The sequence below is a fragment of the Streptomyces sp. NBC_01520 genome (genome assembly GCF_045040375.1).
Lineage (GTDB): Bacteria > Actinomycetota > Actinomycetes > Streptomycetales > Streptomycetaceae > Streptomyces.
Genome location: NZ_CP109404.1, coordinates 135,416 through 159,168, shown reverse-complemented (window position 1 = coordinate 159,168; position 23,753 = coordinate 135,416). Strand labels below are relative to the sequence as shown.

At 70.0% G+C, this 23,753-nt stretch carries 26 protein-coding genes and 1 pseudogene; 12 read left to right on the top strand and 15 right to left on the bottom strand.

What is annotated here, in order from left to right; genetic code table 11:
* Positions 1 to 139: 139 nt before the first annotated feature.
* A complete protein-coding gene (locus OG524_RS00720; protein WP_405392949.1) occupies positions 140 to 394 on the bottom strand; it encodes a DUF6296 family protein in 255 nt (84 codons plus the stop codon).
* A gap of 274 nt (positions 395 to 668) precedes the next feature.
* On the opposite strand from OG524_RS00720, the gene OG524_RS00715 reads away from it, so the two are divergent.
* Together OG524_RS00715 and OG524_RS00710 are read left to right on the top strand one after the other, a co-directional pair.
* A complete protein-coding gene (locus OG524_RS00715; protein ID WP_405392950.1) occupies positions 669 to 923 on the top strand; it encodes a DUF5133 domain-containing protein in 255 nt (84 codons plus the stop codon).
* A gap of 189 nt (positions 924 to 1,112) precedes the next feature.
* Positions 1,113 to 1,946, top strand: a complete 834-nt coding sequence (locus tag OG524_RS00710; protein ID WP_405808530.1) for a PepSY domain-containing protein — start codon at positions 1,113 to 1,115, stop codon at positions 1,944 to 1,946.
* 85 nt (positions 1,947 to 2,031) lie between these two features.
* On the opposite strand, the gene OG524_RS00705 is transcribed toward OG524_RS00710, so the two are convergent.
* The 4 genes and pseudogenes from OG524_RS00705 to OG524_RS00690 form a co-directional block, all read right to left on the bottom strand.
* Positions 2,032 to 2,535, bottom strand: coding sequence for a GNAT family N-acetyltransferase (locus OG524_RS00705; RefSeq protein ID WP_405392952.1), 504 nt, complete (start codon positions 2,533 to 2,535; stop codon positions 2,032 to 2,034).
* A 106-nt stretch (positions 2,536 to 2,641) separates the two neighbouring features.
* A complete protein-coding gene (locus tag OG524_RS00700; RefSeq protein ID WP_405812410.1) occupies positions 2,642 to 3,808 on the bottom strand; it encodes a right-handed parallel beta-helix repeat-containing protein in 1,167 nt (388 codons plus the stop codon).
* Between the two features lie 115 nt (positions 3,809 to 3,923).
* Complete coding sequence (locus OG524_RS00695; RefSeq protein ID WP_405392953.1) at positions 3,924 to 4,322, bottom strand: hypothetical protein; 399 nt, start codon at positions 4,320 to 4,322, stop codon at positions 3,924 to 3,926.
* A 130-nt stretch (positions 4,323 to 4,452) separates the two neighbouring features.
* Positions 4,453 to 5,158, bottom strand: a pseudogene (locus OG524_RS00690) (hypothetical protein); the annotation flags it as partial.
* A gap of 130 nt (positions 5,159 to 5,288) precedes the next feature.
* Here OG524_RS00690 and OG524_RS00685 point away from each other — a divergent pair.
* Complete coding sequence (locus OG524_RS00685) at positions 5,289 to 6,368, top strand: hypothetical protein (protein ID WP_405392954.1); 1,080 nt, start codon at positions 5,289 to 5,291, stop codon at positions 6,366 to 6,368.
* 158 nt (positions 6,369 to 6,526) lie between these two features.
* A complete protein-coding gene (locus tag OG524_RS00680) occupies positions 6,527 to 7,294 on the top strand; it encodes an NPP1 family protein (protein ID WP_405392955.1) in 768 nt (255 codons plus the stop codon).
* Positions 7,295 to 7,503: 209 nt separating this feature from the next.
* Here the strand turns inward: OG524_RS00680 and OG524_RS00675 are convergent, their stop codons facing one another.
* Both OG524_RS00675 and OG524_RS00670 read right to left on the bottom strand, forming a co-directional pair.
* The gene (locus OG524_RS00675) at positions 7,504 to 8,001 is read right to left on the bottom strand and encodes a hypothetical protein (protein ID WP_405392956.1); all 498 of its coding nucleotides are present in this window, start codon (positions 7,999 to 8,001) and stop codon (positions 7,504 to 7,506) included.
* Positions 8,002 to 8,375: 374 nt separating this feature from the next.
* The gene (locus tag OG524_RS00670) at positions 8,376 to 8,663 is read right to left on the bottom strand and encodes a hypothetical protein (RefSeq protein ID WP_405808527.1); all 288 of its coding nucleotides are present in this window, start codon (positions 8,661 to 8,663) and stop codon (positions 8,376 to 8,378) included.
* Positions 8,664 to 8,943: 280 nt separating this feature from the next.
* Here OG524_RS00670 and OG524_RS00665 point away from each other — a divergent pair, with 280 nt between their 5' ends.
* A complete protein-coding gene (locus tag OG524_RS00665; RefSeq protein ID WP_405392958.1) occupies positions 8,944 to 9,606 on the top strand; it encodes a lysophospholipid acyltransferase family protein in 663 nt (220 codons plus the stop codon).
* Positions 9,607 to 9,999: 393 nt separating this feature from the next.
* Here OG524_RS00665 and gap read toward each other — a convergent pair whose 3' ends face one another.
* Positions 10,000 to 10,998 carry a type I glyceraldehyde-3-phosphate dehydrogenase gene (gene gap, locus OG524_RS00660; protein WP_405392959.1) on the bottom strand — a complete coding sequence of 333 codons (999 nt, stop codon included), beginning with the start codon at positions 10,996 to 10,998 and terminating at the stop codon, positions 10,000 to 10,002.
* Positions 10,999 to 11,105: 107 nt separating this feature from the next.
* Positions 11,106 to 12,062, bottom strand: coding sequence for a GlxA family transcriptional regulator (locus OG524_RS00655; RefSeq protein WP_405392960.1), 957 nt, complete (start codon positions 12,060 to 12,062; stop codon positions 11,106 to 11,108).
* A 389-nt stretch (positions 12,063 to 12,451) separates the two neighbouring features.
* Here OG524_RS00655 and OG524_RS00650 point away from each other — a divergent pair, with 389 nt between their 5' ends.
* Positions 12,452 to 13,000 carry an HAD domain-containing protein gene (locus OG524_RS00650; protein ID WP_405392961.1) on the top strand — a complete coding sequence of 183 codons (549 nt, stop codon included), beginning with the start codon at positions 12,452 to 12,454 and terminating at the stop codon, positions 12,998 to 13,000.
* Between the two features lie 99 nt (positions 13,001 to 13,099).
* Here OG524_RS00650 and OG524_RS00645 read toward each other — a convergent pair whose 3' ends face one another.
* Positions 13,100 to 13,483 (bottom strand): ArsR/SmtB family transcription factor, encoded by a 384-nt coding sequence (locus tag OG524_RS00645; RefSeq protein ID WP_405392962.1) that lies wholly within the window; start codon positions 13,481 to 13,483, stop codon positions 13,100 to 13,102.
* Positions 13,484 to 13,577: 94 nt separating this feature from the next.
* On the opposite strand from OG524_RS00645, the gene OG524_RS00640 reads away from it, so the two are divergent.
* Together OG524_RS00640 and OG524_RS00635 are read left to right on the top strand one after the other, a co-directional pair.
* Entirely contained in the window at positions 13,578 to 15,554 is a 1,977-nt protein-coding gene (locus OG524_RS00640; protein ID WP_405808524.1) for a heavy metal translocating P-type ATPase, read from the top strand.
* 101 nt (positions 15,555 to 15,655) lie between these two features.
* Positions 15,656 to 16,090, top strand: coding sequence for an ML domain-containing protein (locus OG524_RS00635; protein WP_405392964.1), 435 nt, complete (start codon positions 15,656 to 15,658; stop codon positions 16,088 to 16,090).
* Between the two features lie 47 nt (positions 16,091 to 16,137).
* Here OG524_RS00635 and OG524_RS00630 read toward each other — a convergent pair whose 3' ends face one another.
* The 4 genes from OG524_RS00630 to OG524_RS00615 form a co-directional block, all read right to left on the bottom strand.
* A complete protein-coding gene (locus OG524_RS00630; protein WP_405808521.1) occupies positions 16,138 to 16,737 on the bottom strand; it encodes an HAAS signaling domain-containing protein in 600 nt (199 codons plus the stop codon).
* On the bottom strand, positions 16,734 to 17,108 hold the full coding sequence (locus OG524_RS00625; RefSeq protein ID WP_405392966.1) for a PadR family transcriptional regulator: 375 nt from the start codon (positions 17,106 to 17,108) through the stop codon (positions 16,734 to 16,736). The genes OG524_RS00630 and OG524_RS00625 overlap by 4 nt, the downstream gene beginning before the upstream one ends.
* Before the next feature lie 113 nt (positions 17,109 to 17,221).
* The gene (locus OG524_RS00620; RefSeq protein ID WP_405392967.1) at positions 17,222 to 17,455 is read right to left on the bottom strand and encodes a hypothetical protein; all 234 of its coding nucleotides are present in this window, start codon (positions 17,453 to 17,455) and stop codon (positions 17,222 to 17,224) included.
* 267 nt (positions 17,456 to 17,722) lie between these two features.
* Positions 17,723 to 19,063: an ABC transporter substrate-binding protein gene (locus OG524_RS00615; protein WP_405392968.1), complete on the bottom strand. Its 1,341-nt coding sequence runs from the start codon at positions 19,061 to 19,063 to the stop codon at positions 17,723 to 17,725.
* 1,134 nt (positions 19,064 to 20,197) lie between these two features.
* Between OG524_RS00615 and OG524_RS00610 the strand changes: the two genes are divergently transcribed.
* The 4 genes from OG524_RS00610 (at position 20,198) to OG524_RS00595 (ending at position 22,926) form a co-directional block, all read left to right on the top strand.
* Positions 20,198 to 20,608: a VOC family protein gene (locus OG524_RS00610; protein ID WP_405392969.1), complete on the top strand. Its 411-nt coding sequence runs from the start codon at positions 20,198 to 20,200 to the stop codon at positions 20,606 to 20,608.
* 182 nt (positions 20,609 to 20,790) lie between these two features.
* A complete protein-coding gene (locus tag OG524_RS00605) occupies positions 20,791 to 21,255 on the top strand; it encodes a helix-turn-helix transcriptional regulator (RefSeq protein ID WP_405392970.1) in 465 nt (154 codons plus the stop codon).
* A gap of 5 nt (positions 21,256 to 21,260) precedes the next feature.
* The gene (locus OG524_RS00600; RefSeq protein ID WP_405392971.1) at positions 21,261 to 21,887 is read left to right on the top strand and encodes a glyoxalase; all 627 of its coding nucleotides are present in this window, start codon (positions 21,261 to 21,263) and stop codon (positions 21,885 to 21,887) included.
* Positions 21,888 to 22,131: 244 nt separating this feature from the next.
* Positions 22,132 to 22,926, top strand: a complete 795-nt coding sequence (locus tag OG524_RS00595; RefSeq protein WP_405392972.1) for an integrase — start codon at positions 22,132 to 22,134, stop codon at positions 22,924 to 22,926.
* Between the two features lie 262 nt (positions 22,927 to 23,188).
* Here the strand turns inward: OG524_RS00595 and OG524_RS00590 are convergent, their stop codons facing one another.
* Positions 23,189 to 23,449 (bottom strand): hypothetical protein, encoded by a 261-nt coding sequence (locus tag OG524_RS00590; protein WP_405392973.1) that lies wholly within the window; start codon positions 23,447 to 23,449, stop codon positions 23,189 to 23,191.
* Between the last annotated feature and the right edge of the window lie 304 nt (positions 23,450 to 23,753).

Sequence of the window (23,753 nt, the reverse complement as noted above, 5' to 3'; positions counted from 1 at the left end):
GTGGTTACGTATCCGTTTCATGCCCGAGTCTGTGGATTCACCAGCAGGCTACGGCCGCTTCTCCGGAAAGTAAACACATTCGGAAGAAGAGTGGGCATGGATGGACATCAGGACGGACAGGAGCGTGAAGACGGAGGTCTCACCGGCCGGTGCGACGGGCCGCCCCGTGGCTCAGCGGCCGGGCGAGCAACGGCACCCTGAGCACCTGGTGCCCGCCGCTCGCGAGCATCCGTACCTCACCGAGCTCACTGACCTCGGCACGTACGATTCCGGACTCGTCCTCGTAGACCGGGTGACCCCCGGCACCGGACCGGGCCGTGAGGTGGACGACGACCACGTCGTCCGCGGCGCCCGTCGCCTGGAAAATCAGTTCGTAACTCTCCGGGTAATCCATGAGTGACCTCCCGACCGGGCACCGGCAGCCGCCGCCGCCCCGTCGCATCCATTGTTTCGCACCGGCGCACGTGGCGCTCGGGAGCCCGGCCCCGTGACCCCGAGTGATTCCGGATGCGGATTCGGTGAGGCGGGGCGACCATCATCTGCAAGGGACCGGACGCGTGCTGTCAGCTTCGCACGGCCGCCCGTGACGCCGGGAGTACCGCCGGCGCGATCGGACTTCGTCGGCGCGGGGCCGTGGGCTCCCGGCCGCCCTGTGGAGAGGAACTGCCGTGCTGATGGCCAATCCCGCAACGCTGCGGAATCTCGTCAAGCGCTACGAAGCACTGCGAAGCGCTCATGCGCGGCTCGGCACTCCCGAGAGCGGCCGTCGTCTCGAGGACGTCTCCTACACCCTGTGTGTCACCACCGGAACCAGGACCGTGCCCGATGCCCTGAGCGCCGCCGAGGCGCAGCTGCGGGCCGTCCCGTCAGCGGGCTCGGTGATGTCGGCGGCCGCACCGTCCGAGGTCCAGCTCACCGCCTGACGCCCACGGATCCCTACGAAGGACGCCGGTTCCCCGAACCGGCGTCCTTCGCCGTGCCGCACCAGGCCGGTCCCGGCCTCGCCGGGCGTGCCGCGCGACCAAGGCGAACGGGCGGACCGCACCGTCGATCGGGTGACAGCCGCCGGGCGGACAACATGACTGATCGCCGGGGCGGCTAGGCATGCGGGTATGAGATTTGAGACCCGCCGAAACAAGACCGTTTCCTCGCGCACCCGCCGGCTCCGTGTCGTCGGCGCCCTGTGCGCAGTCCTTGCCTCCGCCCTCGTGACCGGTTGCGGGCAGGACAGCGGTGACAAGACAGCCGCGGCGACCTCAGAAGCTGCGAAGGTCATTCCGAAGCAGACCACCACCCCCTCGGAGAGCGTCTCCGGCAGCCCTTCCAGCACGGCCCAGCTGACCGAGGACCAGACCGAGCGCAAGGAACTCCTTTCGACCGTCAAGGTCACCTTCGACAAGGCCGCCACGACAGCGGTGGGCGAGGTGTCCGGCGGCAAGCTGACCGACCTCGACATCGAGGGCCTGGACGACGAGGACGAGGCGAGCCCCAGCGCCAGCGCCAGCCCCAGCGGTGACGGGAGCGCGAGCCCTTACGGCAGCCCGAGCCCCGAGGGCAGCGCGACCGGCAGCCCGAGCCCGAGCGGCTCTTCCACGGGCCCGAGGTGGATCGCCGAGGTGGTCGAGAAGGACGGCACCGCGCACACCGTCACCATCGACGCGGTGTCGGGCGACGTGATCGAGTCCGTCCCGGACGAGGGTCAGACCGACGCCGAGAAGCAGGAACTCGCGGACTGGCTCACCAAGGCGACGCAGACGCCGCAGCAGGCGGCCAAGGTTGCCACGGACAAGAAGAAGGGCACGGTCACCTCGGTCAATCTCGACGAGAACGACACCCAGACCCTGGTCTGGGAGGTCGACGTCGTCACCGAGGACTGGAACAAGACCGCCTTCGAGGTCGACGCGGCGAACGGCAAGATCACCAACGAGGAAACCGACGACAACTGACCACCCCGACCGATCCCACACATCGGTGGCGGACCGCGACGCGGTCCGCCACCGATGTGCTTCCGGCGGCCACCGGACCCCAGGGTCAGCGCGGTCCGGCTGCCGGATCCCTCAGGTCCCGGGTGAAGCGCAGCCCCGGGCGGCCGCACAGCACGATCTCGCCGGCCGGCTGGAACCCCGCGCGGGCCAGCACCGCCTGCGACCCGTGGTTGTCCTGCGTCGTCACCGCCCGCAGGACGCTCAGCCCGTACTCGGCGAGAGCCAGCGCGCACACCTGTCGGACCGCCTGGGTGGCAAGTCCCTTCCCCGAGGCACGCTCGGCGATCCGGTAGCCCAACTCGGCCGAACCGTCCGCGACATCGACGAGGTTCACCCGCCCCAGAACGGCCCCCTCCTCGTCGGCCAGGACATGGAAGTGGAGCAGCCCGGCGGCCTGATCGGCGAGCAACTCGCTGTGACGCACGTCGAATCCGGCGAAATAGTCGTCACCCCGGTCCGGGACCGAGGCGGCGAAATACGCCCGGTTCTCCCGCTCGAAGGCGAGGAGAGCCGCAGCGTGATCGGGGCGAAGGCGCTGGAGGACGGTCATGGACGCGACGATATCCAGCGTCGGCCGTCCCTCGGGAAGCGGGGCACGCCGCCCCGACCCAACTGCGGCTCCGCCCGCGCGTTCCGAGGCCGCACGGCGTGCGTGCCTACAGCCGTGCACCGACAGACGCCCCGTTCCGGGGCACCAGGAACACCGGGGCGGGTGGCAGGGATCCGTCCGCGCCGCGTGACCCCGTGACGGCAGCAGTGTCCGTGCTCAGCACGGAGGCGTCGTCCCATGTGCCGCCGAGATCCCAGGAGTTGCCGTCGGTATCCGTATCCGCGCCGAGGGCGACGGCGCGTCCGTCCGAGACGGACAGGTTTCCCGAGAGCCCGGCGAGGCCTCCGGCCGTGTCGGTGTCGAAGCCCGTTCCGGCGTTGCGGAACGTCGAGGTGCGGGTGAGGGCGAGGGCCCCCGGATTGCCGTTGTCGGTGAAGCCGTGCTTCGCGTTCCCGAACGCGACCGAGTTGCGCACCGTGTGGCCCGCCGCCGGGGCCGGTGTGCCGCCGCCGAGTTTGAACCCGTTGCCGTCACCCGCGAAGTCCGGGAGGTTCCAGCGATCGAATCCGTTGCCGTACACGACCGTGTTCTCGATCAGGACCGGCGACGCGAACTTCCAGGTGTCGAAGCCGTCGTCGACGTTGTTCCACAGGCGTGCACCGCGCACCACGTTGCCCGCGCCGCTGCCTTCCTTGATCCCGAGGCCGTCCGCGCTCTCGCCGTTCTTGCGCGGGTCACGGTTGCCGAAGCTGTCGAGGCCGACGATCAGGTTGTCGGCGGATTCGCCCTGGAGCTGGAAGCCCGTCTCGTAGTTGTCGCGGGTCGTGAGCCGGGAGAACACGTTGCCGTCACAGCCGTCGCAGTAGTAGCCGTACGGGCCGTTGACGATCTCCAGGCCGGACACCCGCCAGTGGGAGGCCTCCTGGTGGATCGCTCCGCGCTCGGCGCGCGGGATGCTTCCGCCGACGGGCGTATGGGAGGCGGGCAGCCGCTCGCCGTCGATCACGACCCGTTCGCCCTGGTACGCGCCGAGCGAGATCGGCCGGGACGGCTCGCCCGAGGTGGTGATGGTGATGTTGTCCACCAGCCCGTACGTACCGCCCCGGACCGTGATGACATCGCCGGGGCGCGCCCTGTCCACGGCCGTCTGAATGGTCCTCAGCGGGTGTTCGAGAGTGCCGGCCGCGCTGTCGTCGCCGCCCACGGCCACGACGATGGTCGCCCCTGCCGCCACTGCCTCGCCGGGCGACGCCATCACCGCCACCGCTGACATCACGGCACCCAGCACCACTCCCGTTGACCTTCCGACGCTATGCATACGAGCTCCCGTTCCCTGGCACGACGGCTGACAGGAAGACAGTGGTCGCCGGGGTCCGAAAGGTTGCCGCTCACCACGGGAGGGAGTCCCGGTGGTGGACGTCGAAGCCGAACACACGGGCCGTCACAGCGGCGGTCGTCCCGAGTACGGCGACACCGGGCACCGCCGCCAGCCCGGCGAGTGCGCCGTGGAACAGGAGCAGCGGGCCGGCGACGAGCCCGGCCACCAGGACGCCGAGCACGAGCACACCCACCCACCGGTCGTCCTCGTCGGTCCAGCTGCGGATCCACAGTCCGGCGACGATCAGCACCATGAGCCAGAACTCGGTGCCGAACAGCCACCCCAGCCCGCCGGTACTCGCCCGCACGCACCACGCGTCGACGTAGGAGAGGCCCACCGCGACGGGTGCGACGACCGCCGCCTTGCCGGCCGCCGTGAGCAGGGACGCCCCTGTCGGGAGGACGCTCATACCCTTCCCTTCCCGGTGGCGGCTGCCGGACGCCGACGACCCGCGGATCCGATGGTCATGTACGAGGGGACGCGGGGGAGGGCCGGGCGGTTCGCGTCCGTCGTGGCCTTCCCCCGCGTCCGCCCGTATGTCAGGGGGCGATGCCCACGTCGTCCAGACGGCTCCACTCCCTTTCCTGGGCGCTGGTCAGCGCGGGCCAACGGTCCTCTCCGGGGCGGGCGTTGACGCGTGAGGCGCAGGAGCCGGGGACGTGATCGGGCCGGAAGAAGCATCCTGTGCCGTAGATCGTGTCGAAGGAGGGGCAGGACGCCGAGACGGCCGCGGGTGGGGCTTCCGGCCCGTCCGCACCCAGTCGGACAGCGCCGAGACGGCACTGGCGTCCTCGGCCGTGCTGAGCCCGCTGTGCTCGCTCTCCTGGGTGAACGTCTGGACGAGACGGCGGTCGCGGTGGGCGCCTTCCAGACTGTCGCGGTAGGCGGCTTCGTGTTCGACGAAGGCGGTGGGTCGCCGATGGCGTGCATCGTCAGTACGGGCACGGAGACACGGCAGGTCAGACCGCTGTCGTAGGACAGGTCGCGCCGTGCGGTGGGGTCGGCGCCGAAGCGCTCCGCACCGGCGTCGAGGGCCTCGTCGTCGTGGGAGCCCTGGTAGCGCACGCCCTTGTTGCCGAACGGATTGCGCCCGTCGAGCCGTTGGACGATGTCGCGGAACGTGAAGGTCGCGGACCGCAGGTGCGACTCCGGTGTCCGCTCCGGGACCTTCGTCACGGCGAGGATGTCGTCCAGGTTCCGCTGCTGGGCGGGCGTGCGTTCCCCGGGCGGAGCGGAGTAGCCGGTGCGACCCTCCTCCGCGGTCGTACAGCAGTACGGGCGACGGCCGTGACCTCAGCCCCGTACGCACGTTGTACCGGGCGTGCCTCCTTCTTCTCCCCGTACGCCCGCTGCCACTGCCACTGCCGCGCCGGCCGTGGCGAAGCCTCCGATCGCCTTCCTGCTGACGGCCCGACAGGGCGAGGCCGCCCGGCGGCTCCTGGCCTACGTGGGCTCGTTGCCGCTCGAAGGAGCGGATGCCCAGCTCCTCGCAGTGGTCGTCGCCATCCGGTCGGCCCGGGGCGGCACGGGCAACCTCACCGGGCAGGACCTGCGCTCACTCCGCCTGGCCGACGCGGAGGGGGCAGTGGCCGCCGTCGGAGCTCTGGGGTGGCAGGCGCGGGGCGACCTGATCGGCGGTAACCCCGACATCCCCGTGGCGATCACCGTGCCGGACCTCGTGGACGATTCGGACCGCCGGCTGCCCTTCGCCAAGCTGACGCGGTCCCGGGTGTCGGGGTGGACGAACCGGACGCTGACCGCCAAGCCGGCCAGGAAGACCTCGACCGAGGCCCGGCTGGCCGCACTGTTCCTGGCCGCGCACGCCCCCGCGGGCCGGCCAGGCACCCTGCCGGCCGACCTGCCCGCGCACTGCCGTGCCGCGCTGCCAGAGCTGTTGGCGAAGGGCTTCCTGCTCGAAGTGGACGGCAACCGCTACCTCCTGGGAGATGCCGTACGGCACCTGGCAGGCCTGCACCCCCTGCCGCCTGCCACGTCCCGCACGAAGGCGCCGACGATGACCTGGGACGAATGGAAGGCCCAGGTGAGTCCGGCGCTGCGGCGGCACGCCGAGGCGGTCGAGCACTGCCCGCAGTGCGCGATGCCCGTTGTGCGGGTGGCCGAGGCTTTCATGCGTACACCCGTTCCCGCGCAGTTCGACGGGACGGTGCGTGCCGCGTTCGACGCCTGGCAGGACAGCCACCCCGACGAAGGGCCGCGCGCCGCGCGGTTCAGCGCGGACTTCCGTGCGGCACACGGCCACGGGCCGTCCGTCAAGCAGATGTGCAAGGGGATGGGCTGGGGCAAGCAGTCGCGTGGGCTGCGGCTCCTCATCACACGGCACCTGATCGCCCGGCGGTGGCTGACGAATACCGAGCCTGTGCCGTGGACCCTCCGCCCCGGCCGGGCCGTCCTGTCGGGCGCCGCCGCGTCCGCGACGGGTGCGCGCCCTCGGTGAGTCCCTGATGGCGCCGCCGGTCGGCCTCGTGAATTGGCCGACCGTTCATCCCTCCGGTGTCCAGGGTGCGTTGGTCCAGGTGGAAGGGTTCATTACGTTTGTAGTGGGCATGCCAATGTTGTTCGCGTGCCCCCGCCACGCGTCAACCTGGAGGATCCATGAAGCCCGGAGCCCGTTTCCGCAGGGCGTCGCTCGTCGTCGCCGGCGCCATCACGCTGGTCATCGGTTCGGCGAGCAGTGCTCTCGCCGCCCCGCCGCCCGCCCTGCCGGGCAACGCGGACGGAATGGAGCAGACGTTCCAGCCCGCCTTCGACTACGACACGGACGGCTGCTACCCGACTCCGGCGATCGGACCCGACGGCACGATATCCCCGGGTCTCAACACCACCGGTGCGGTCAACGGCAGTTGCCGTGACGCCGGGGACCTGGACAACACCAACGGGTACGCGCGCTACAAGTGCAACAACGGCTGGTGCGCGATCATCTACGGGCTCTACTTCGAGAAGGACCAGGCGGTGGCCGGCAGCGGGCTGGGCGGGCACCGGCACGACTGGGAGCACGTGGTGGTGTGGGTGCAGGACAACGAGGCCCGCTACGTCTCCACCTCGGCCCACGGCAACTTCGACATCTACAACCGTGACCAGATCCGGTGGGACGGTACACACCCCAAGGTCGTCTACCACAAGGACGGCCTGAGCACGCACTGCTTCCGGCCCGCGAACAGCAACGACGAGCCGCCGGAGAACCACTACCACGGGTGGCAGTTCCCCACACTCGTCGGCTGGAACGGCTATCCCGAGGGAGTACGGGACAAGCTGGTCCAGGCGAACTTCGGCAGCGCGGTCTTCGGGCTCAAGGACGGCAACTTCAACGCCCACCTCGCGAAGGCCAAGCCGGCCGGAATCCCCTTCGACCCCAATGCATGACCGGTAGGGGAGAGTTACGCTGCGGGCAGCCGGGTGGCCTCCCGCGAGGTGGTGATCCCTCGCAGGCCCTGGGGGACCGGCCGTGATCTCGGCACCCCCCGGTCCGGCTGCCCGCGAACGGTCATACGGTGGCAGCGGACCAGGTCCGCCGTCATGGGTGGCTCCTGTGCGGCCGCCCGGCCGGCCCGTATGTCCGCACCGGTGCGGTCTCAGGTACGGCGGCGCTGCGCGTGGACGGCCTTGACGAGTTCATCGATCGCGGATCGGGTGTCTTCGTCGCGCGCGTCGTCGATCGCTTCGAGCGCGGCGGCGGCAGCCTCACGGATGTGGTGCGGTAGCCCCTCGGCGGCGGTGAGGTGATAGGCGGCCTTACGGCGCGCCGTGCGCTCGGCCGGATCCACCGCGCCGGGACCGGACAGGGGAAAGACGGAGACCCTGTACGCGGATATCCCCAGCACCACCATGTCCCCGATCCCGTCGGCGTATCCGAGCGCGGCAGCCTCGCCCCGGCCCTCCCGGATGGTCGCCACCAGCCGGCGGCGGGACAGGACCGAGCCCAGGGCGGCGCCGCCTCCCAGGGAAAGCGCGCACGTGACAGCGAGGAACGGGCCGTCCCAGACGAAGCCGGTGACTGCTCCGAGACCCGCGAGCGCGACGGTCCATCCGGCCGCGCTCCGTGAGCCCATGTGCTCGGGTGTGGTGTCCATGGTGCGAGTGTCTCAGCCGGGGCCGGCAGGGCGAGGCGGGGGAGTGGCCGACAGCGGTGGACGGCCCCGCGCCCAGGGCCTGTTCGAGCGCTGGGCGGTACTGGTTGAGCGTGCCGTGCCAGGACTTCGACGCCAGGGGTGTCGGTCGGGGCTCGGCCCAGCGGCGCTCCGCCGCAGGGCACAGGCCGCGGACCGCATCGAGGGCCGTACACAGCCGAGCGCCTGTCGCCAGTGCTGGATGCGAGTTCGGGACATCTGCTCTCGTCCCCGGAAGCTGACAGCGCGTTCATCATGAGTGTCTCCGACACCCTCCAGGAGGCGCTTGTGGCTTTGTAGGTGAGAGTTGGGTTCTGGCACACATTCCGTGAGGACGATCAACGGCGACAGCGCTGGAGTTCGTCACCATCGGCAGGCCGTGCTGTTCCGTCGGCCCAGCCCTCAGTATTCGAGTACGACTCGTAGGTGTATCGCGTGTCGCGGTCCCACTCCTCCCCGGTGATGCGTCTGTATGCCCGGTCCGGTGTGTAGAGCAAGCTCTCGGCCCAGATGAGGTCGGTGGCGTAGGGAGTGAAGGCCACAGGGTCTTCGAGGACGCTGTCGAATTCGGTGCGGCCGGCAGCAACGACCGCGGCACGGGTGTAGAGAAAGGCGTCTCCGCCCAAGTCGTGTCCGTACTCCTTGCGGTCCAGCCGGTAGAGCGCCGTGTCGCACAACGGGAGCCCGGACGGACTCGGTCGATGACGAATGCGTTCGCCCCGTGGCAGCGGTCGTCCTGGCTGGCAGCTGACCGCTGGGTGAACGACCGGTCGTCCCCCAGGGGCAGGACGAACCCGGACACTGGTACGTCGGCGGGGCTGCCGCTGAGTACCGGTACTCAGGCCCGCAGCACATTCCCGGACCACGATGAAGGTCACCACCGTTCGAGTCCGGGAGGACCCGCCCATGCTCAGCCGCCTCGCCGAAGCACTGGTGCCCGCCTTCGGCCGACTGACGGTCACCACCGACAGCGATGCCGACTTCGCGGCAGGCAGCATCATCGTTGCCAACCACAGCTCCTTGGCCGACCCCGCCGTGGTACTCGCGGCGCTGCGCCGTCTCGGCGTGGAGCCGGCCGTCCTGGCGGCCGCGGGCCTCTGGCGTATCCCCGTGCTCGGCCGTGCCCTCGCCCGGGAGGGACACATCCCCGTCCACCGGCATGACGCACGCGCCGGTGACGCCCTCGACGGCGCCGCCGAAGCCCTCGCCCGGGGACGCCTCGTCCTGATCTACGGCGAGGGCGGCATCCCGCTCCGCAAGGATGCCGGGGAAGCCGCCCCGGAAGCCTTCCGAAGCGGGCTCGCGCGACTCGTCCACCGAACCGGAGCACCCGTCATCCCCTTGGGGCAGGCCGGATCTCGTCGTATCGTCTCGGGAAGCTTGCTCAAGCAGGTCGTGGGCCTCGGGACCGCCCCGCTGCGCAGGCCCGGTCTCCATGTCCACGTCGGGGCGCCGATCATGCTGACGGGGGACGTGCCGAGCCGTACCGTCCATGCCCGTGCGGCGGTGACCGAGGCGTGGAGGAAGGCTGCCGAACGGCTCGGCGAACCGGTCTCCCTCGCCGCGTGAGAACCGGCAGCACGCCCGGACTCGAATCCGCCGGCTGGTTGTCGGCGCAGAACTGATGGGTTCCGGGCCGTTCCTGAGCCATTGGGCCAGCTGCTGAGACCGGTCCGGCTGAACCCTGGGCTGCGTGTCATGGCGCGATTCGACGAGGTCCTGGCGACGTTCTGGGACGAGGGCGACCACGGTGTCCAGCGACCACTGACGGACGACGACTCCGGTGACGGCTCCGCGTCGGTCCGACGACCGCGGCGTCCTCGGTCCAGCACCCGCTGGAGGCCCGGCGGATCCCCTTCTTGACCGGTGGCTCCGGTTGGCCCGACCGGTCAACCGGGGCGGCCGGAGGAAGCCCCGCCCCCGGGCCGGTCGCCGGGGGAGGGGCACCACCACGGCGTCCGGTCAGCGGGTGGCGAGGAACTCGAGGGTGTCGATCACGCGGTTCGAGAAGCCCCACTCGTTGTCGTACCACGCAACCACCTTGACGTGGCGGCCGTCTACGCGGGTGAGGGCCGAGTCGAAGATCGCCGAGGCGGGATTGCCCGTGATGTCGGACGACACGAGCGGGTCGTCCGAGTACTCGAGGATGCCGGCCAGCGGACCCTCCGCAGCGGCGCGGTACGCCGCCAGCACGTCGTCACGTGTCACGTCGCGGGCGACGGTCGTGTTGAGTTCGACGATGGAGCCCACTGGCACCGGTACGCGGATCGAGTCGCCCGACAACTTGCCGTCGAGGTGCGGCAGCACCAGGCCGATGGCCTTCGCGGCTCCGGTCGTGGTCGGCACGATGTTGACGCCGGCGGCCCGGGCGCGGCGGGCGTCGCGGTGCGGACCGTCCTGCAGGTTCTGCTCCTGCGTGTAGGCGTGCACCGTCGTCATGAACCCGTGTTCGATGCCGGCGAGTTCGTCGAGGACTGCCGCGAGTGGTGCGAGCGCGTTGGTGGTGCAGGAGGCGTTCGAGACGATCGTGTGCACGGCCGGGTCGTAGGCGTCGGTGTTGACCCCGAACGCGAGCGTGACGTCGGCGCCGTCCGACGGTGCGCTGACGAGTACCTTCTTCGTGCCCGCGTCGACGTGGGCACGGGCCGCCTTGGCCGAGGTGAAGCGGCCGGTGGCTTCCAGCACGATGTCTACGCCCAGTTCGGCCCAGGGCAACTGCGCCGGCTCTCGCTCGGCCAGCACCGTGATCCGACGGCCGTCGACGACGAGGGTGTCCCCGTCGACGGTCACCGGGCGCCCGAGCCGGCCGGCCGTGCTGTCGTAGGCGAGCAGACGGGCGAGAGTGGCAGGCTCCGTCAGGTCGTTGACGGCGACGATTTCGAGGGTGCTGTCACGCTCCAGCAGTGCGCGCAGCACATTGCGTCCGATGCGGCCGAATCCATTGATGGCGATGCGAGTCATGAGTGATGTCCCTTCCCTTCCACACCAGGTTCGCCTGCGGCCGACGCCGCTGACAGTGGCGGGATTGCCATGGTTCAAAAGGATCCCGCCAAGCGGTTCCGGGCCGGTCACTCGCCCCGCGTGAAGGTGCGCCGGTACTCGCTTGGTCCGGTGCCGAGGATGCGCCGGAAGTGAAGGCGCAGGTTCGCGCCGGTGCCGAGACCGGTGTCGGCGGCGATCTGTTCGACGCTGCGCTGCGAGCGTTCGAGCAGTTCGCGGGCCAGGTCGACGCGGGCGCGCATCACCCACTGCATCGGCGTGCAGCCGGTCTCCTCGACGAAGCGCCGGGAGAACGTGCGCGGCGAGACCCCCGCCTGCCGCGCCAGTACGTCGAGGGTGAGTGGCTCGCCGAGCCGGTGCAGCGCCCACTCGCGGGTGGCGGCGAACCGCTCGCCGAGAGGCTCGGGGACGCTGCGCGGCACGTACTGGGCCTGGCCGCCGCTGCGGTAGGGGGCCGCGACCAGACGCCGGGCCGCATGGTTGGACGCAGCCACTCCGAGGTCGCCGCGCAGGATATGCAGGCACAGGTCGATGCCGGAGGCGGCGCCGGCCGAGGTGAGCACGCTGCCCTCATCGACGAACAGCACGTTCTCGTCGACCCGGACGAGCGGATGCATAGCCATGAGCGCCCGCGTGTAGTGCCAGTGGGTCGTGGCGCGCCTGCCGTCGAGCAGGCCCGTTGCGGCGAGCGCGAAGGCACCTGTCGAGATGGCGGCAAGCCGCGCGCCCCGGTCGTGGGCGGCGATCAGTGCCGCGACGACGGCCTGAGGCGGGGCGTCGCGGTCCGGGAACCGGTAGCCGGGGACGAAGACGACGTCGGCCCACGTGAGCGCGTCGAGGCCGTGGGCAACGGAGTACGCGAGGCCGTCGCCGCCGGTCACGAGACCGGGTGCCGCCCCACACACCCGCACTTCGTACGGCATGCTCGCGCGGGTCGTGAAAACCTGCGCAGGAATTCCGACATCGAGCGGCTTCGCACCCTCGAGCACAAGGACGGCGACGCGATGCAGGCGGGAATCTGGCACAGGAAGAGGTTACGTGGGGCATGACTTCGGGACGCCCACCACGCGGACCGGGCAGACGCCCATGACGTACGCCTGCCGGAATGCGAGGACGCTTCGCCGAACCGGGAGTGCTCGCCGGTTCGCTCACCACGGCGCACGCGGCTCGTAGAGGCCGATGGTGCGGAGGCGGCGGTCTGCGAGGCCGAGGGATCCGGCATCCGGCATCCGGAATGAGAAACGCGTCGCCCTGATCCGTGCCTCCACTTCTTGACGTCGATCGCGACCGGCCGCGACCGGCCGCGACCGGCCGCGACCGGCGCGCCTTCGCGCGCTTGACTGAGCGCCTTCACGTGTTCCGACTGCCAAGTACGGCTGGTTTGCGAGCATAGAAGAGTCGGTATCGTGCAGGTGTGCCCGATTCCGAACAGCGTCCACTGCTCTTCCTCGATGTCGACGGGCCACTCATTCCGTTCGGGGCGGCACCGCAGCGGTATCCGGACGGGCATCCGACATTCCAGACGGATCTTGAACCGGAAGGGCTCGGTTCGAATCCACTTCTGGCCAGGATCAGTCCCGAGCACGGACCCCGGCTGATGGCACTACCGTGCGACCTGGTCTGGGCCACGACGTGGATGGCCGAGGCCAACGAATGCGTCGCACCGCGGATCGGCCTGCCGCCGTTGGCGGTGGTGAACTGGCCGGAACCGTCCGACGCCGAGGAGCAGGACGAGCGGGACGGACTCCACTGGAAGACGCGCGCCCTCGTCGCCTGGGCAAAGGGGCGGTCATTCGTATGGGTCGACGACGAGATCACCGACAGGGATCGGGTCTGGGCCTCAGGACACCATCGAGGACAAGCCCTGCTCCATCATGTTGATCCCCGCCAGGGCCTGACCGACGCCGACTACGCCGCAATCAGCGAGTGGTTGCGGTGTTCGTGCCGGTACGGAGGGTCGTAGGGCCGGTACCAGGTGCCGAGGGAGACCTCGCGTAGCTCGCAGTGCTTTTCGGTGCCGGTCATTTCCTCGTGCGTTCCAGCCGCTCGTACGTCGTCGTTCTCAACCGGCGGTGGGCTCGGGCATGTCGGCGGGGGTGTCCCGGATCCCTATGCGCAGGTGCTCCACGTGATAGAGGGCCTGGTCGAGGAGTTCGGCGACGTGGTTGTCGTAGAGCGCGTAGATGATCGAGCGGCCCCGGCGTTCGCCGGTGACCAGTCCGAGGTTGCGCAGCAGTCGGAGCTGGTGGGAACAGGCGGAGGCTTCCATGCCGACCGCCTCCGCGAGGTCGCCGACCGAGCAGGGCCCTTCCTGGAGCCGGGCCAGGATGTGAAGCCGGGAGGGCGTGGCAAGGGCCTGGAGGGTGGCGGCGACATCGGCGGTGCCGACGGCGTCGAGGCGCTCGCGGGTGGTGGCGCTGCTGGCGGTGTCGGTTCCGTGGCCCATGGAAGCCATCATAGCGGCGACACATGAAAACCTGTTCATGTGTTCCTGTATGGTGAACGGGTTGCCCCGTCCGCCCGTGAAGGGTTGTTCTGCCATGCCTCCTGCCCTGGATCAGCAGCTCGCTCCACCTGCCGCCGGGCCGAGTCCCGCGCTCCCGAAGCGGCGCACGCGAGTTCTCGCCCTGCCCGAGGCCCGATGGGCGCTTGCCGCGCTGGTGTTGTTCCTGATCGCGCTCCCGCTCCATCTCGCGGGTTCCCCCGCCTGGTTGTGGGGCCCGTTGTACGCCGCCGTCTACATCACGGGAGGCTGGGAACCGGGCTGGGAGGGCCTGAAGGCGCTGAAGGACAAGACGCTCGACGTGGACCTGCTGATGGTCGTCGCGGCGGTCGGCGCCGCGGCCATCGGCCAGGTCCTCGACGGCGCACTGCTGATCGTCATCTTCGCCACCTCCGGAGCCCTGGAAGCCGTCGCGACCGTGCGTACCGCCGACTCGGTGCGCGGTCTGCTCGACCTCGCGCCGGTCACCGCGACCCGGCTCCTGCCCGGCGACACGGAGGAGAACGTACCGGCCGGCTCCCTGGCCGTCGGCGACACGATCCTGGTGCGGCCGGGCGAGCGGGTCGGTGCCGACGGCAAGGTCCTGGTCGGGGCCAGCGACATCGACCAGGCCACCATCACCGGAGAGCCGCTGCCGGTGGCCAAGGGCTCAGGGGACGAGGTGTTCGCGGGAACGGTCAACGGCACGGGCGCTCTGCGGGTCCGCGTCGAGCGTGACCCGGCGGACTCGGTGATCGCGCGGATCGTGAAGATGGTCGAGGAAGCGTCCGAGACCAAGGCTCCCACCCAGCTGTTCATCGAGAAGGTCGAGCAGCGGTATTCGATCGGCATGGTCATCGCCACGCTGGCCGTCTTCACGATCCCGCTCGCCCTCGGCTCGGACCTTCAGTCCGCCCTGCTCCGCGCGATGACCTTCATGATCGTCGCTTCGCCGTGCGCCGTGGTGCTGTCCACGATGCCGCCGCTGCTCTCCGCGATCGCCAACGCGGGCCGCCACGGCGTCCTCGCCAAGTCCGCCGTCGTGATGGAACGCCTGGGTCAGGTCGACGTCGTCGCCCTCGACAAGACCGGCACCCTGACCGAAGGCACACCCCGGGTCACCGGCGTCCGCCCCGAGCCCGGTTCCGGTCTGGACGAGGACGCGCTGCTGGCGCTGGCGGCGGCTGCCGAACACCCCAGCGAGCACCCCCTCGGGCGCGCTGTCGTCCGGGCCGCCCGCGAACGCGGCCTCGCCATCGCCGAGGCGGCCGATTTCACCTCCGCCCCCGGAGCCGGTGTCACCGCCACGATCGGCGGGAGCACCGTTCAGGTCGGATCCCCGGATCGTCTTCTCGTCACCGGCGGCCCGGACGTCAGTGGTGTGGTGCGGGCGATCGAGGACGAGGGCCGCACCGCGGTACTCGTCCTGCGTGACGGCGGGCCGGTCGGCGTGCTGGGCATCGCCGACCGCCTCCGACCCGACGCGAAGGCGACGGTGGCCGCACTCCGCGAACTCACCGGACGGGCCCCGGTTCTGCTGACCGGAGACAACGAGCGCGCCGCCCGGCACCTCGCCGACGAGGCCGGGATCACCGAGGTCCGTGCGGGTCTGCTCCCGCAGGAAAAGGCAGCCGCGGTCAGGGAGTGGGAAGCCGAAGGCCGCCGGGTGCTGGTGGTCGGCGACGGAATCAACGACGCCCCGGCCCTGGCCGCCGCCCATACCGGCATCGCGATGGGCCAGGCCGGCTCCGACCTCGCTCTGGAGACCGCCGACGCCGTTGTCGTCCGCGACGAACTCGCCACCATCCCCGCCGTCGTGGCCCTCTCCCGCAAGGCGCGCCGCCTCGTCGTGCAGAACCTGGCCATTGCGGCCGTCTTCATCACCGTACTGGCGGCCTGGGACCTGATCGGGACGCTCCCGCTGCCGCTGGGTGTCGCCGGCCACGAAGGTTCCACCGTCATCGTCGGCCTCAACGGCCTGCGCCTGTTGCGCGAGAACGCGTGGACGAGCTCTGCCGGCAAGGCCACGGTCTGAGCGTGCGCGCCGCAGTCGTACGGGGGAGTCGCGGATCGTCGGCAGGGCCCGGCCCATCCAAGATCGGTCACCCGGGGGGCTCGGGTCACTACTATGCGTACATGACTTCCTGGAGCTGGTCGGATGCGGGCAGCAGCACCGACATGGTGGAGATCAACGGCATCGACCTCAAGCCGGACCCCCCGGAACCCGGCGAGGTGGTCACCGTATCGATCCCGGTCCACATCTCGAAGGCTGTCGAGCGCGGCGCCTGGATCGACGTCACGGTCAAGCTCGGTGCCGTCGAACTGGTCAACAAGACCTACAACCTGTTCGACCGGATCAGCGAGGGCGATCCCGGAACAGGCTCCTGGAACCTGTCCGTGGACACGGGGGTCACCGGGGACTTCATCGAGGTGGGCGACGCCGTGCTGACCGTAAGGCTGAAGATCCCCAGGGAGATTCCGCCGGCCAGGTTCGCCGTCGAGGCCCGCGCCTGCAACGCCGACGAGCACGACCTCTTCGCCTTGAACATCAAGGTCGACTTCGCGTACTGAGCGACGAACCCGGCGGCTCTTGACGAACCCCCGACCGGGAACCGGTCTCAGGCGCGGCGGACCCGCCAGAGCCAGATTGCCGTGCCGGCCAGCAGGGCGAGCGTCGCCAGGTTGGCCAGGAGGGCCGGGACGTCGCCCGACGAGTCGGCGTCGGACCATATCCAGATGCTGATGGCGACGGTCGGTAGGACGGCGCTGAGCAGAACGCCGGCGGTCTTCCGGGCGGAGCTCCAGTGCACCGAGGTGCAGAGCAGCACCGCGCCGATGACGCGGAACAACGTACTGCAGAACTGTACGGCGGGGACGTCGGGGAGGATCGCCGCCAGGAGGAAGGGGAGGGTGAGCATGAGGAGCGGGACCAGGGGGTGCACCTTGCCACGCCGGGCGGGTACACGGACACCGCCCGGGGCCGAGGCCCAGGCAGCCCCGTTCCCCGCCTCGGCCAGGGCTGTCGCCGCGATCGTACGGGGGTCCCCCAGCTCCGCCAGGACCTTGCCGACAGCGGTGTCGGGGCGCTCCGCGCGCGTCACCTCGACGTGTTCGGCGAGGTCGGCGAGGAGTTCCTGGCGACGGTCGGCGGGGAGTGCGGAGGCCTCGCGCTCCACGGCGGAGAGGTAGTCCTGTACGAGGTCGGCAGAGGTCTTCATGAGAGGTCTCCGGTGGAGGGGCGTGCGGCGGTCAGGAAGGTGTCGACGGCGTCGCGGAAGCCGGGCCAGACACGGGTGAACTCGTCGAGTGTGGCCCGGCCGCTGTCGGTGAGCGCGTAGTAGCGCCGAGGCGGTCCGGAGGCGGACTCCTGCCAGGTGGTGGTGACCAGGTCGTCGCGGCGGAGCCGGGAGAGCAGCGGGTAGACCGTGCCCTGGCTGGTGGCCAAGGCGCCGGACTCCTCCAGGGCATGGAGGAGTTCCACTCCGTAGCGGGAGCGGTCCCGCATCAGGGCGAGTACGCAGTACTCCAGGACCCCCTTGCGCAGCTGGGAGGCTGCCCGGGCCTGCTTGGTCGAATCACCTGGTTCCATGCGATACAAGGTACCTGGTGAGGCAAGCGGAAAGGAGGGGGATCCCGCCTGCCATCTCGCAGGCCGGCATGTGGCCCACGGCCTCCAGGGCGGCGTGGGTGCCTCTCCACCGGTCAGGTCACGGACCTTGGCAATGTGCCTTCCTTGCCGCGCTCGGTGACGACGATCGTGGCGCCGAAGAAGCGGCCGAGGCCGGTGCGTTGTGCCGGCCCATCAGGATGATCCGCTCCGCGCGCTCGAAGCCCGGCCCGGTAACGGCCTGCCCGTGCCGCCGGACGTCGGTCGGCGTGGATCAGCATCGAGACATCGGAGTTGTTCAGGGCCACCGCGCGGACGCGCACCAGCACCTGCCCCGTGCGAGAGTGACGTCGCCGCAGGCCGTGGGGTCGGGCGAGGGACCGGGCCGGGGAACGGCCGCGTCGCAGGCAGACATCGTTCACCATGGGGTGGCCTTCGGCATCGGGCCGACACGCCGTGTACGGAACCGCTCGTCCGCGCGCGCACCATCGCCGCCCACGTCAGCAGACCGGCGGATCGGATCGACGCGGGCCTGAGCCGACGGACGGTGCGGCGTACGAGTGCCGCACCGCGGGCTCAGGCCCGCCTTCACGCGGTCAGTTGCCCTGAATCTGCTTCCACTCCGCCTGGGCCTCGTTCAGCTTCTCGGCGAGGGTGTCGAGGAACTCCTTGGCCGTCATCTTGCCCAGGATCACCTTCTGGAAGCCCGGCTCGCTGTCGGCCTTGGACAGGGTGTTCCAGTCCGGCAGGTAGTACGGCAACTGCACGATCGTGGTGTCGCCGGAGAAGAGCGCCTCGGCGCCCAGTTTCGTGGCCTCGGCCTTGTCGAGCCAGGCGTCCTCGGCGGCATCCTGGTTCGCCGGGATGAGGCCCGCCGATTCGCCGAACTTGGAATTTGCCTCGTGGGATGCCGCGAACTCGATGAACTTCCAGGCCGCCGCCTTCTTCTCGGACGACTTGAACAGCCCAAGGCCGGACACGGGGTTGGAGACCATCACCCGGGTGCCGTCGGCGAGTTCAGGCTGCGGGATACCCCTGAACTTGTCGGTTCCCAGCGCCTTCACATGGTCCTGGTAGGAGCCCAGGTTGTGGTTGAGCATGCCGATGCTGCCGGAGTCGAACTGCGCGACCATCTTGGTGAAGTCGTTGTTGAGGTCGGCCGCAGGCGTGGCCTTCCGGTACAGGCCGACATACTTCTCCAGCGCTTCGACGTTCTTGGGATCGTTGACGGTGGTCTTCTTCTCGGCGGAGTCCCAGAAGGATTCGATGCCTGACTGCCCGTACATCGCGTCCAGTGCCTGGGCGATGGAACCGGGGCCGCCGCGGATCGTGTAGCCGAACACGTTCTTCTTCTTGTCCGTCAGTTCCTCGGCCGCCCTGTAGAAGTCGTCCCAGGTCCTGGGCTCGTCCAGCTGCGCCTTCTCGAACAGGTCGGTGCGGTAGTAGAGGACGCCGTTGGTAGCGGAGATCGGCACCGTGTACAGCTCGTCCCGGCCGCCGGCCGACTTCACGTTGTCGAGCATCGCCTTGTTCAGCTTGCCCTTCAGGGCGCTGTCCCCGATGCGCTCGTCCAGCGGCTCCAGTGCGTCCTGCGCGGTGATTCCGGCGATCATTGCCGCACCCACACCGCCGACGTCCGGCAGGCCACCACCCTGGATCGCCGTGTCGTACTTGGACTGCGCCTCCGTGGACGCCAGGCCGACGTACTCCACATCGATGTCGGGGTTGGCCTTCTCGAAGTCGGCGATGATCTCGTTCCAGACGGCTGTCCGGACGCCGCCGTTCTCGTCCCAGAAGACGATGCTTCCGGTGCCGGAGCCTTCACCGCCGCCGTCGGCCAGGCCGCTTCCGTCGTCGCCGCAGGCGGTTGCTGTCAGGGCCAGGGCGGAGGCCAAGGAGATCGCGGATGCGAGACGGCGACTGCGGTGCGTCTTCATGAAGGGCTCTCTTCTCTGAGTGCTCACTGCCGGGCTGTCCAGGCAGCCGGGTGCGGGACGAAGCCGTGCGGGATGTGTCGAGGGTTCTTTCGGTAAGGCGGTGGTGCGCGGAGTGCCGTCCGGGTCGGTGCTGTTCAGCGGCGGGGCGTCCTCGGCGCGGGCGCCGCTGCCGTGTTCGGGTTCGCCACCGGGAAGGTACGGGCGCCGGTCCGGCCGTCGCCGTTACGGCGCGGATCGGTCGGAGTTGCGGCGCGGTGCCCCGTGCCGGGCGGCGTGGCATCTGTGCGGTCGGCAGGCGGACCACAGGGCCGTCGGCGTGCTCATCCGCCCGCCCCGAGGCTCACGCCCGAGTTCCCGATCCGGTCGGAGGTCTCAACGACGTGCGTGCCGGTGCCGTGAGGTGGCCGGTCCGCAGTACCTCGGTCTCTCCGATTTCCTGCCCGTGGGCTGTTGTCCTGCGGAAACACCGATGTTGAGCGCCTCAGGCACGCACCGCGTGCGGGAAAGGACAGGGGGCGGGCTTGTCGGCATGGCGGCTCTCAGATCTCGTATCGCGTCTCATATATGACATATGAAGAACAACGCGATGAAGGTAAATCGGCCCACGGGCGCCGTCAATGCGCTGGACAAAAGAAAGTTCCCCACCTGACATCTGGGCAGTGGGAACGTCATGGTTGGGGTGGGAATCTTCCCTGTGTGCGTGAGTGCGGTTGTAGGCGAAAGGGTGGCCACTTTGCGAATGCCACTGGCTGCCGCGGTCGTTCCGGGGCGCTGCCCGTGCGGCGATCGGCGTTCACGGTCGGCCGGGTTCGGGGGAGAGGTATGGGTGCCCGGACAGGGGTGAACACGGCCCCCGTGCTGTCTCCGGTAAGGGCCGGTACGGCCGGTTCGCACCCTCGTCGCGCCGGTGCGGGACGTGCGCACGGCTGGTGGTGCGGCTCCGTGGATCCGGGGTCTGCGGGTGGCGAAGAGGGTCGGCGACCCGGAGTGCTGGATTCGGGATGCTGGATGAGTCGTTCGTGGTCGCGGGTCGACGAGGCTGGTCCGATCGAAGTGCTCGCGGGTCCCATGGGCGGCTGAATCGGTCAGGAATCAAGAAGCGCGGGTCACGGAACCGCACCTAGCATGATCGTCATGGACATCACCATTCACGCGAGCTTCCTCCCGCATGACGACCCGGACGCGTCCGTGGCCTTCTACCGCGACGTCCTCGGCTTCGAGGTCCGCAGTGACGTCGGACAGGGCAAGATGCGCTGGATCACGGTCGGCCCCCCAGGGGTGCCCGGCACGTCGATCCTCCTGGCCCCGCCCGCGGCGGACCCCGGAATCACCGAGGACGAGCGCCGTACCATCGCCGAGATGATGGCCAAGGGCACCTACGGCTGGATCCTGTTGGCCACCCCGGACCTCGACGGCACGTTCGAGAAGGTGCAGGCCGGCGACGCCGAGGTGGTCCAGGAGCCGACCGAGCAGCCGTACGGCATCCGCGACTGCGCCTTCCGTGATCCCGCGGGCAACCTGGTCCGGATCCAGGAGCTCCGCTGAGCCGTCCGGTCATTCCCGGCGGTGGCGCAGTGCTCGTGGGGGGGGCGTACGTTGACCGCCCCCACGGGGCGTTTCGACCAACTCGTCGACCTCGGCAAGCAGGTCGTCGTCATGGAGCCCGACCCCGCCCACCCGGCCCGCGCTTCAGGTGCTCGCGGACATCGAAGAAGAGGACTCCTCCCGTGTGCCACCCCTCGTGGGCGCGCGCACGCACCGAGGCCAAACGCCTGAGCGACCTCGTGCGGCTGCGCCGGATCCGTGACCGGATCGACCGGGAGTACGCGCAGCCGCTGGACGTCGAGGCGCTGGCCCGGGGCGAGCACATGTCGGCCGGGCACCTCAGCCGTGAGTTCCGGCAGGCGTACGGCGAGTCGCCGTACGGCTATCTGATGACACGGCGTATCGAGCGGGCGATGACGCTGCTGCGCCGTGGCGACCTCGGCGTCACCGAGGTCTGCTTCGAGGTCGGCTGCTCGTCGCTGGGCACCTTCAGTACGCGCTTCACGGAGCTGGTCGGTATGCCGCCCAGCACCTACCGGCGAGAGGCTGCCCGGGCCACCGCGGGCTTGCCGTCGTGCGTGGCGAAACAGGTGACCGGACCGATCAGGAATCAAGAAGCACCGGCCACCGAGCCGCAACTAGCGTGATGACCATGACATCAATCGAAGCAGTCACCCTCGACGTGGCCGACCCCACGGCCGCCAAGCACTTCTACGCCACCGCCTTCGGGCTGGACACCCAGATCCGCCTCCGGGCCTCAGGAGCACCCTCAACCGGCTTCCGAGGCTTCACGATGGCACTCACGGTCTCCCAGCCTGCCGACGTCAACAGCCTTGTCGATGCCGCGCTCGAAGCCGGCGCCACCCCGCTGAAGCCCGTCACGAAGTCGTTCTGGGGCTACGGCGGTGTCGTACAGGCCCCTGACGGGACGATCTGGAAGGTCGCGACCTCGGCGAAGAAGGACGCCGGGCCCGCCACCCGAAAGATCGACGAGATCGTGCTCCTGCTGGGAGCCGCGGACGTGATCGCGAGCAAGCGCTACTACCTGGGCCAGGGCCTTGCCGTGGCGAAGAGCTTCGGTCGCGTGTACGTCGAGTTCGAGGCAGGGACGAGTCCGGTCAAGCTCGCGCTGTACCGGCGCCGCGCCCTCGCCAAGGACGTCGGTGTCTCTCCCGACGGCACCGGATCGCACCGGCTCGTGATCGGAGGAGATGCCGGTGCGTTCGCCGACCCGGACGGGTTCGCGTGGGAAGCCGCATCGCCGGCACCCACGCCCTGAGGTGTCACTGATGCCCCGCCTGCCCCGCCTGCCCCGCCTGCGCCGCCTGCGCCGCCTGCGCCGCCTGCGCCGCCTGCGCCGCCTGCGCCGCCTGCGCCGCCTGCGCCGCCTGCGCCGCCTGCGCCGCCTGTCCGGTCGCCGGCCACGGACACCTGGCGGGTTCGGGCAGATGCGTGAACCGTCCCCAGCGTGTCGGCGATCGTTAGGGTTGACGCCTCGGACGGCCGGAGGACGGAGTCAGGGCATGCGGGTGACGATGACCAGTGCTGCGGCACGGACCGGCCGTACGAACGAGGACTTCACCGGCGCCGTACCGACGGCAGCGGTACTGGTCGACGGAGCAGGCATTCCCGGCACCGAGTCGATCTGCCGCCACGGCGTGGCCTGGTACGCCCACCGACTCGGAGGCAGCCTCCTCACCCTCTTTTCCCTCGCTCCGGACCGCAGTCTTTCCGCATTGCTCGCCGAAGCCATCGAGCGGACCACGGACGAACACCGGGACACCTGCGGCGTCACCGACTCCATCAGCCCGTCGGCGACCGTCGCCGTGCTGCGCCTGTCCGGCGGCCTCGTCGAGTACCTGGTGCTGGGCGACTCGGTCCTCGTACTCGACAGAACGGACGCCGCGCCGCTCGTCGTCTCGGATCCCCGGGAGGTGATCATCGGCAATTCCTACCGTCCGGCGCTCGAAGCCGCCGCGGAAGAGGGCGACGAGTACCACCGGGTGCTCCGGGACCTTCGTGCCAACCGGAACCGGCCGGGCGGCTTCTGGGTGGCCAAGGACGATCCGCGGGCGGCGGACGAGGCGATCACCGGAAGCTGCCCGATCTCCGAACTGACCGCTGCCGTCCTGCTCAGCAACGGAGCCGCCCGCATCGTGGACCGGTTCCGGCTCGCCGACTGGCCGGAGGTCATGGCCGTCCTGGCGACGGGCGGACCCGCCCACATCATCCGGCGAGTGCGGCAGGCGGAGGCGCGCCACGCGGTGAGGGCGGACGATGCGACGATCACGTACTGCACCGACCTCGGCGAGGCCTGAACGCGGAAGCAGGAGTGCGCTCGACTGCCGTCGTACTCGTGGGACTTGATGCGCCTCGGAGTGATGCGTACGCGCTTTCCACGGGAATGCTCCCGCTCCACTGACGGAGGGGGACTGCTGTGGTGGCGACGGTGACGGCGATCGGTGGGCTCCGCAGCCCTGCCCTACGCGCCACGGTCACGGAACACTCCAACTGGTGGCCGGACCTCGCCGCGTTCTGCTGAAGCGAACGGCGACCGGGCCGGCGGTTGGCGACCGGCGACTACGGCCTGTCCGACGGATCATCGCCCAGGGGGCGGAGATCCAGGCCGGCGACGGATGCCGAGGGCGGATCGCCCTCGGTGAGCAGCAGTGTGGTGAGCGCGTCGGCGGGGCCGGTCCTGAAGTGCACCTCCCCGCCCGGCAGGGCACCGCGCTCCTCGCCCCGTCGACCGGGAGGCGAGTTGGCCAACTGGCCCGCGACGTCCGGCCAGGGGGCATGCGCCAGCGCACCTTGTCGGCAGGTCTCTTTCCCCGAACGCACGCTTCTGCCTGACGGAACGGCGCGGTGACGGAGAAGTAGTCGGCGGCCGGAGCCGGAGCCGGAGATTGTGGACCGTTTCCGGGGTGGGGTGGGGTGGTCGCGAGGGTGCCCGGCTGCCGGTGCGGGCGGGTCGCCCACTCCGGTGGTGATGGGTACCGGGTGGGTGCGTGCGGCTCAAGTTCGCCTGGAGCGTGGGCTGTTGTGCCGCCCCTGTGTACAAGGGCTGAGTCTTCTCGCCGCACCCGTCGAGTTCGGCCGGGCGGGACGGGTGTCAAGCCGAACCCTCGCTCGCCGCCCAGCCGTA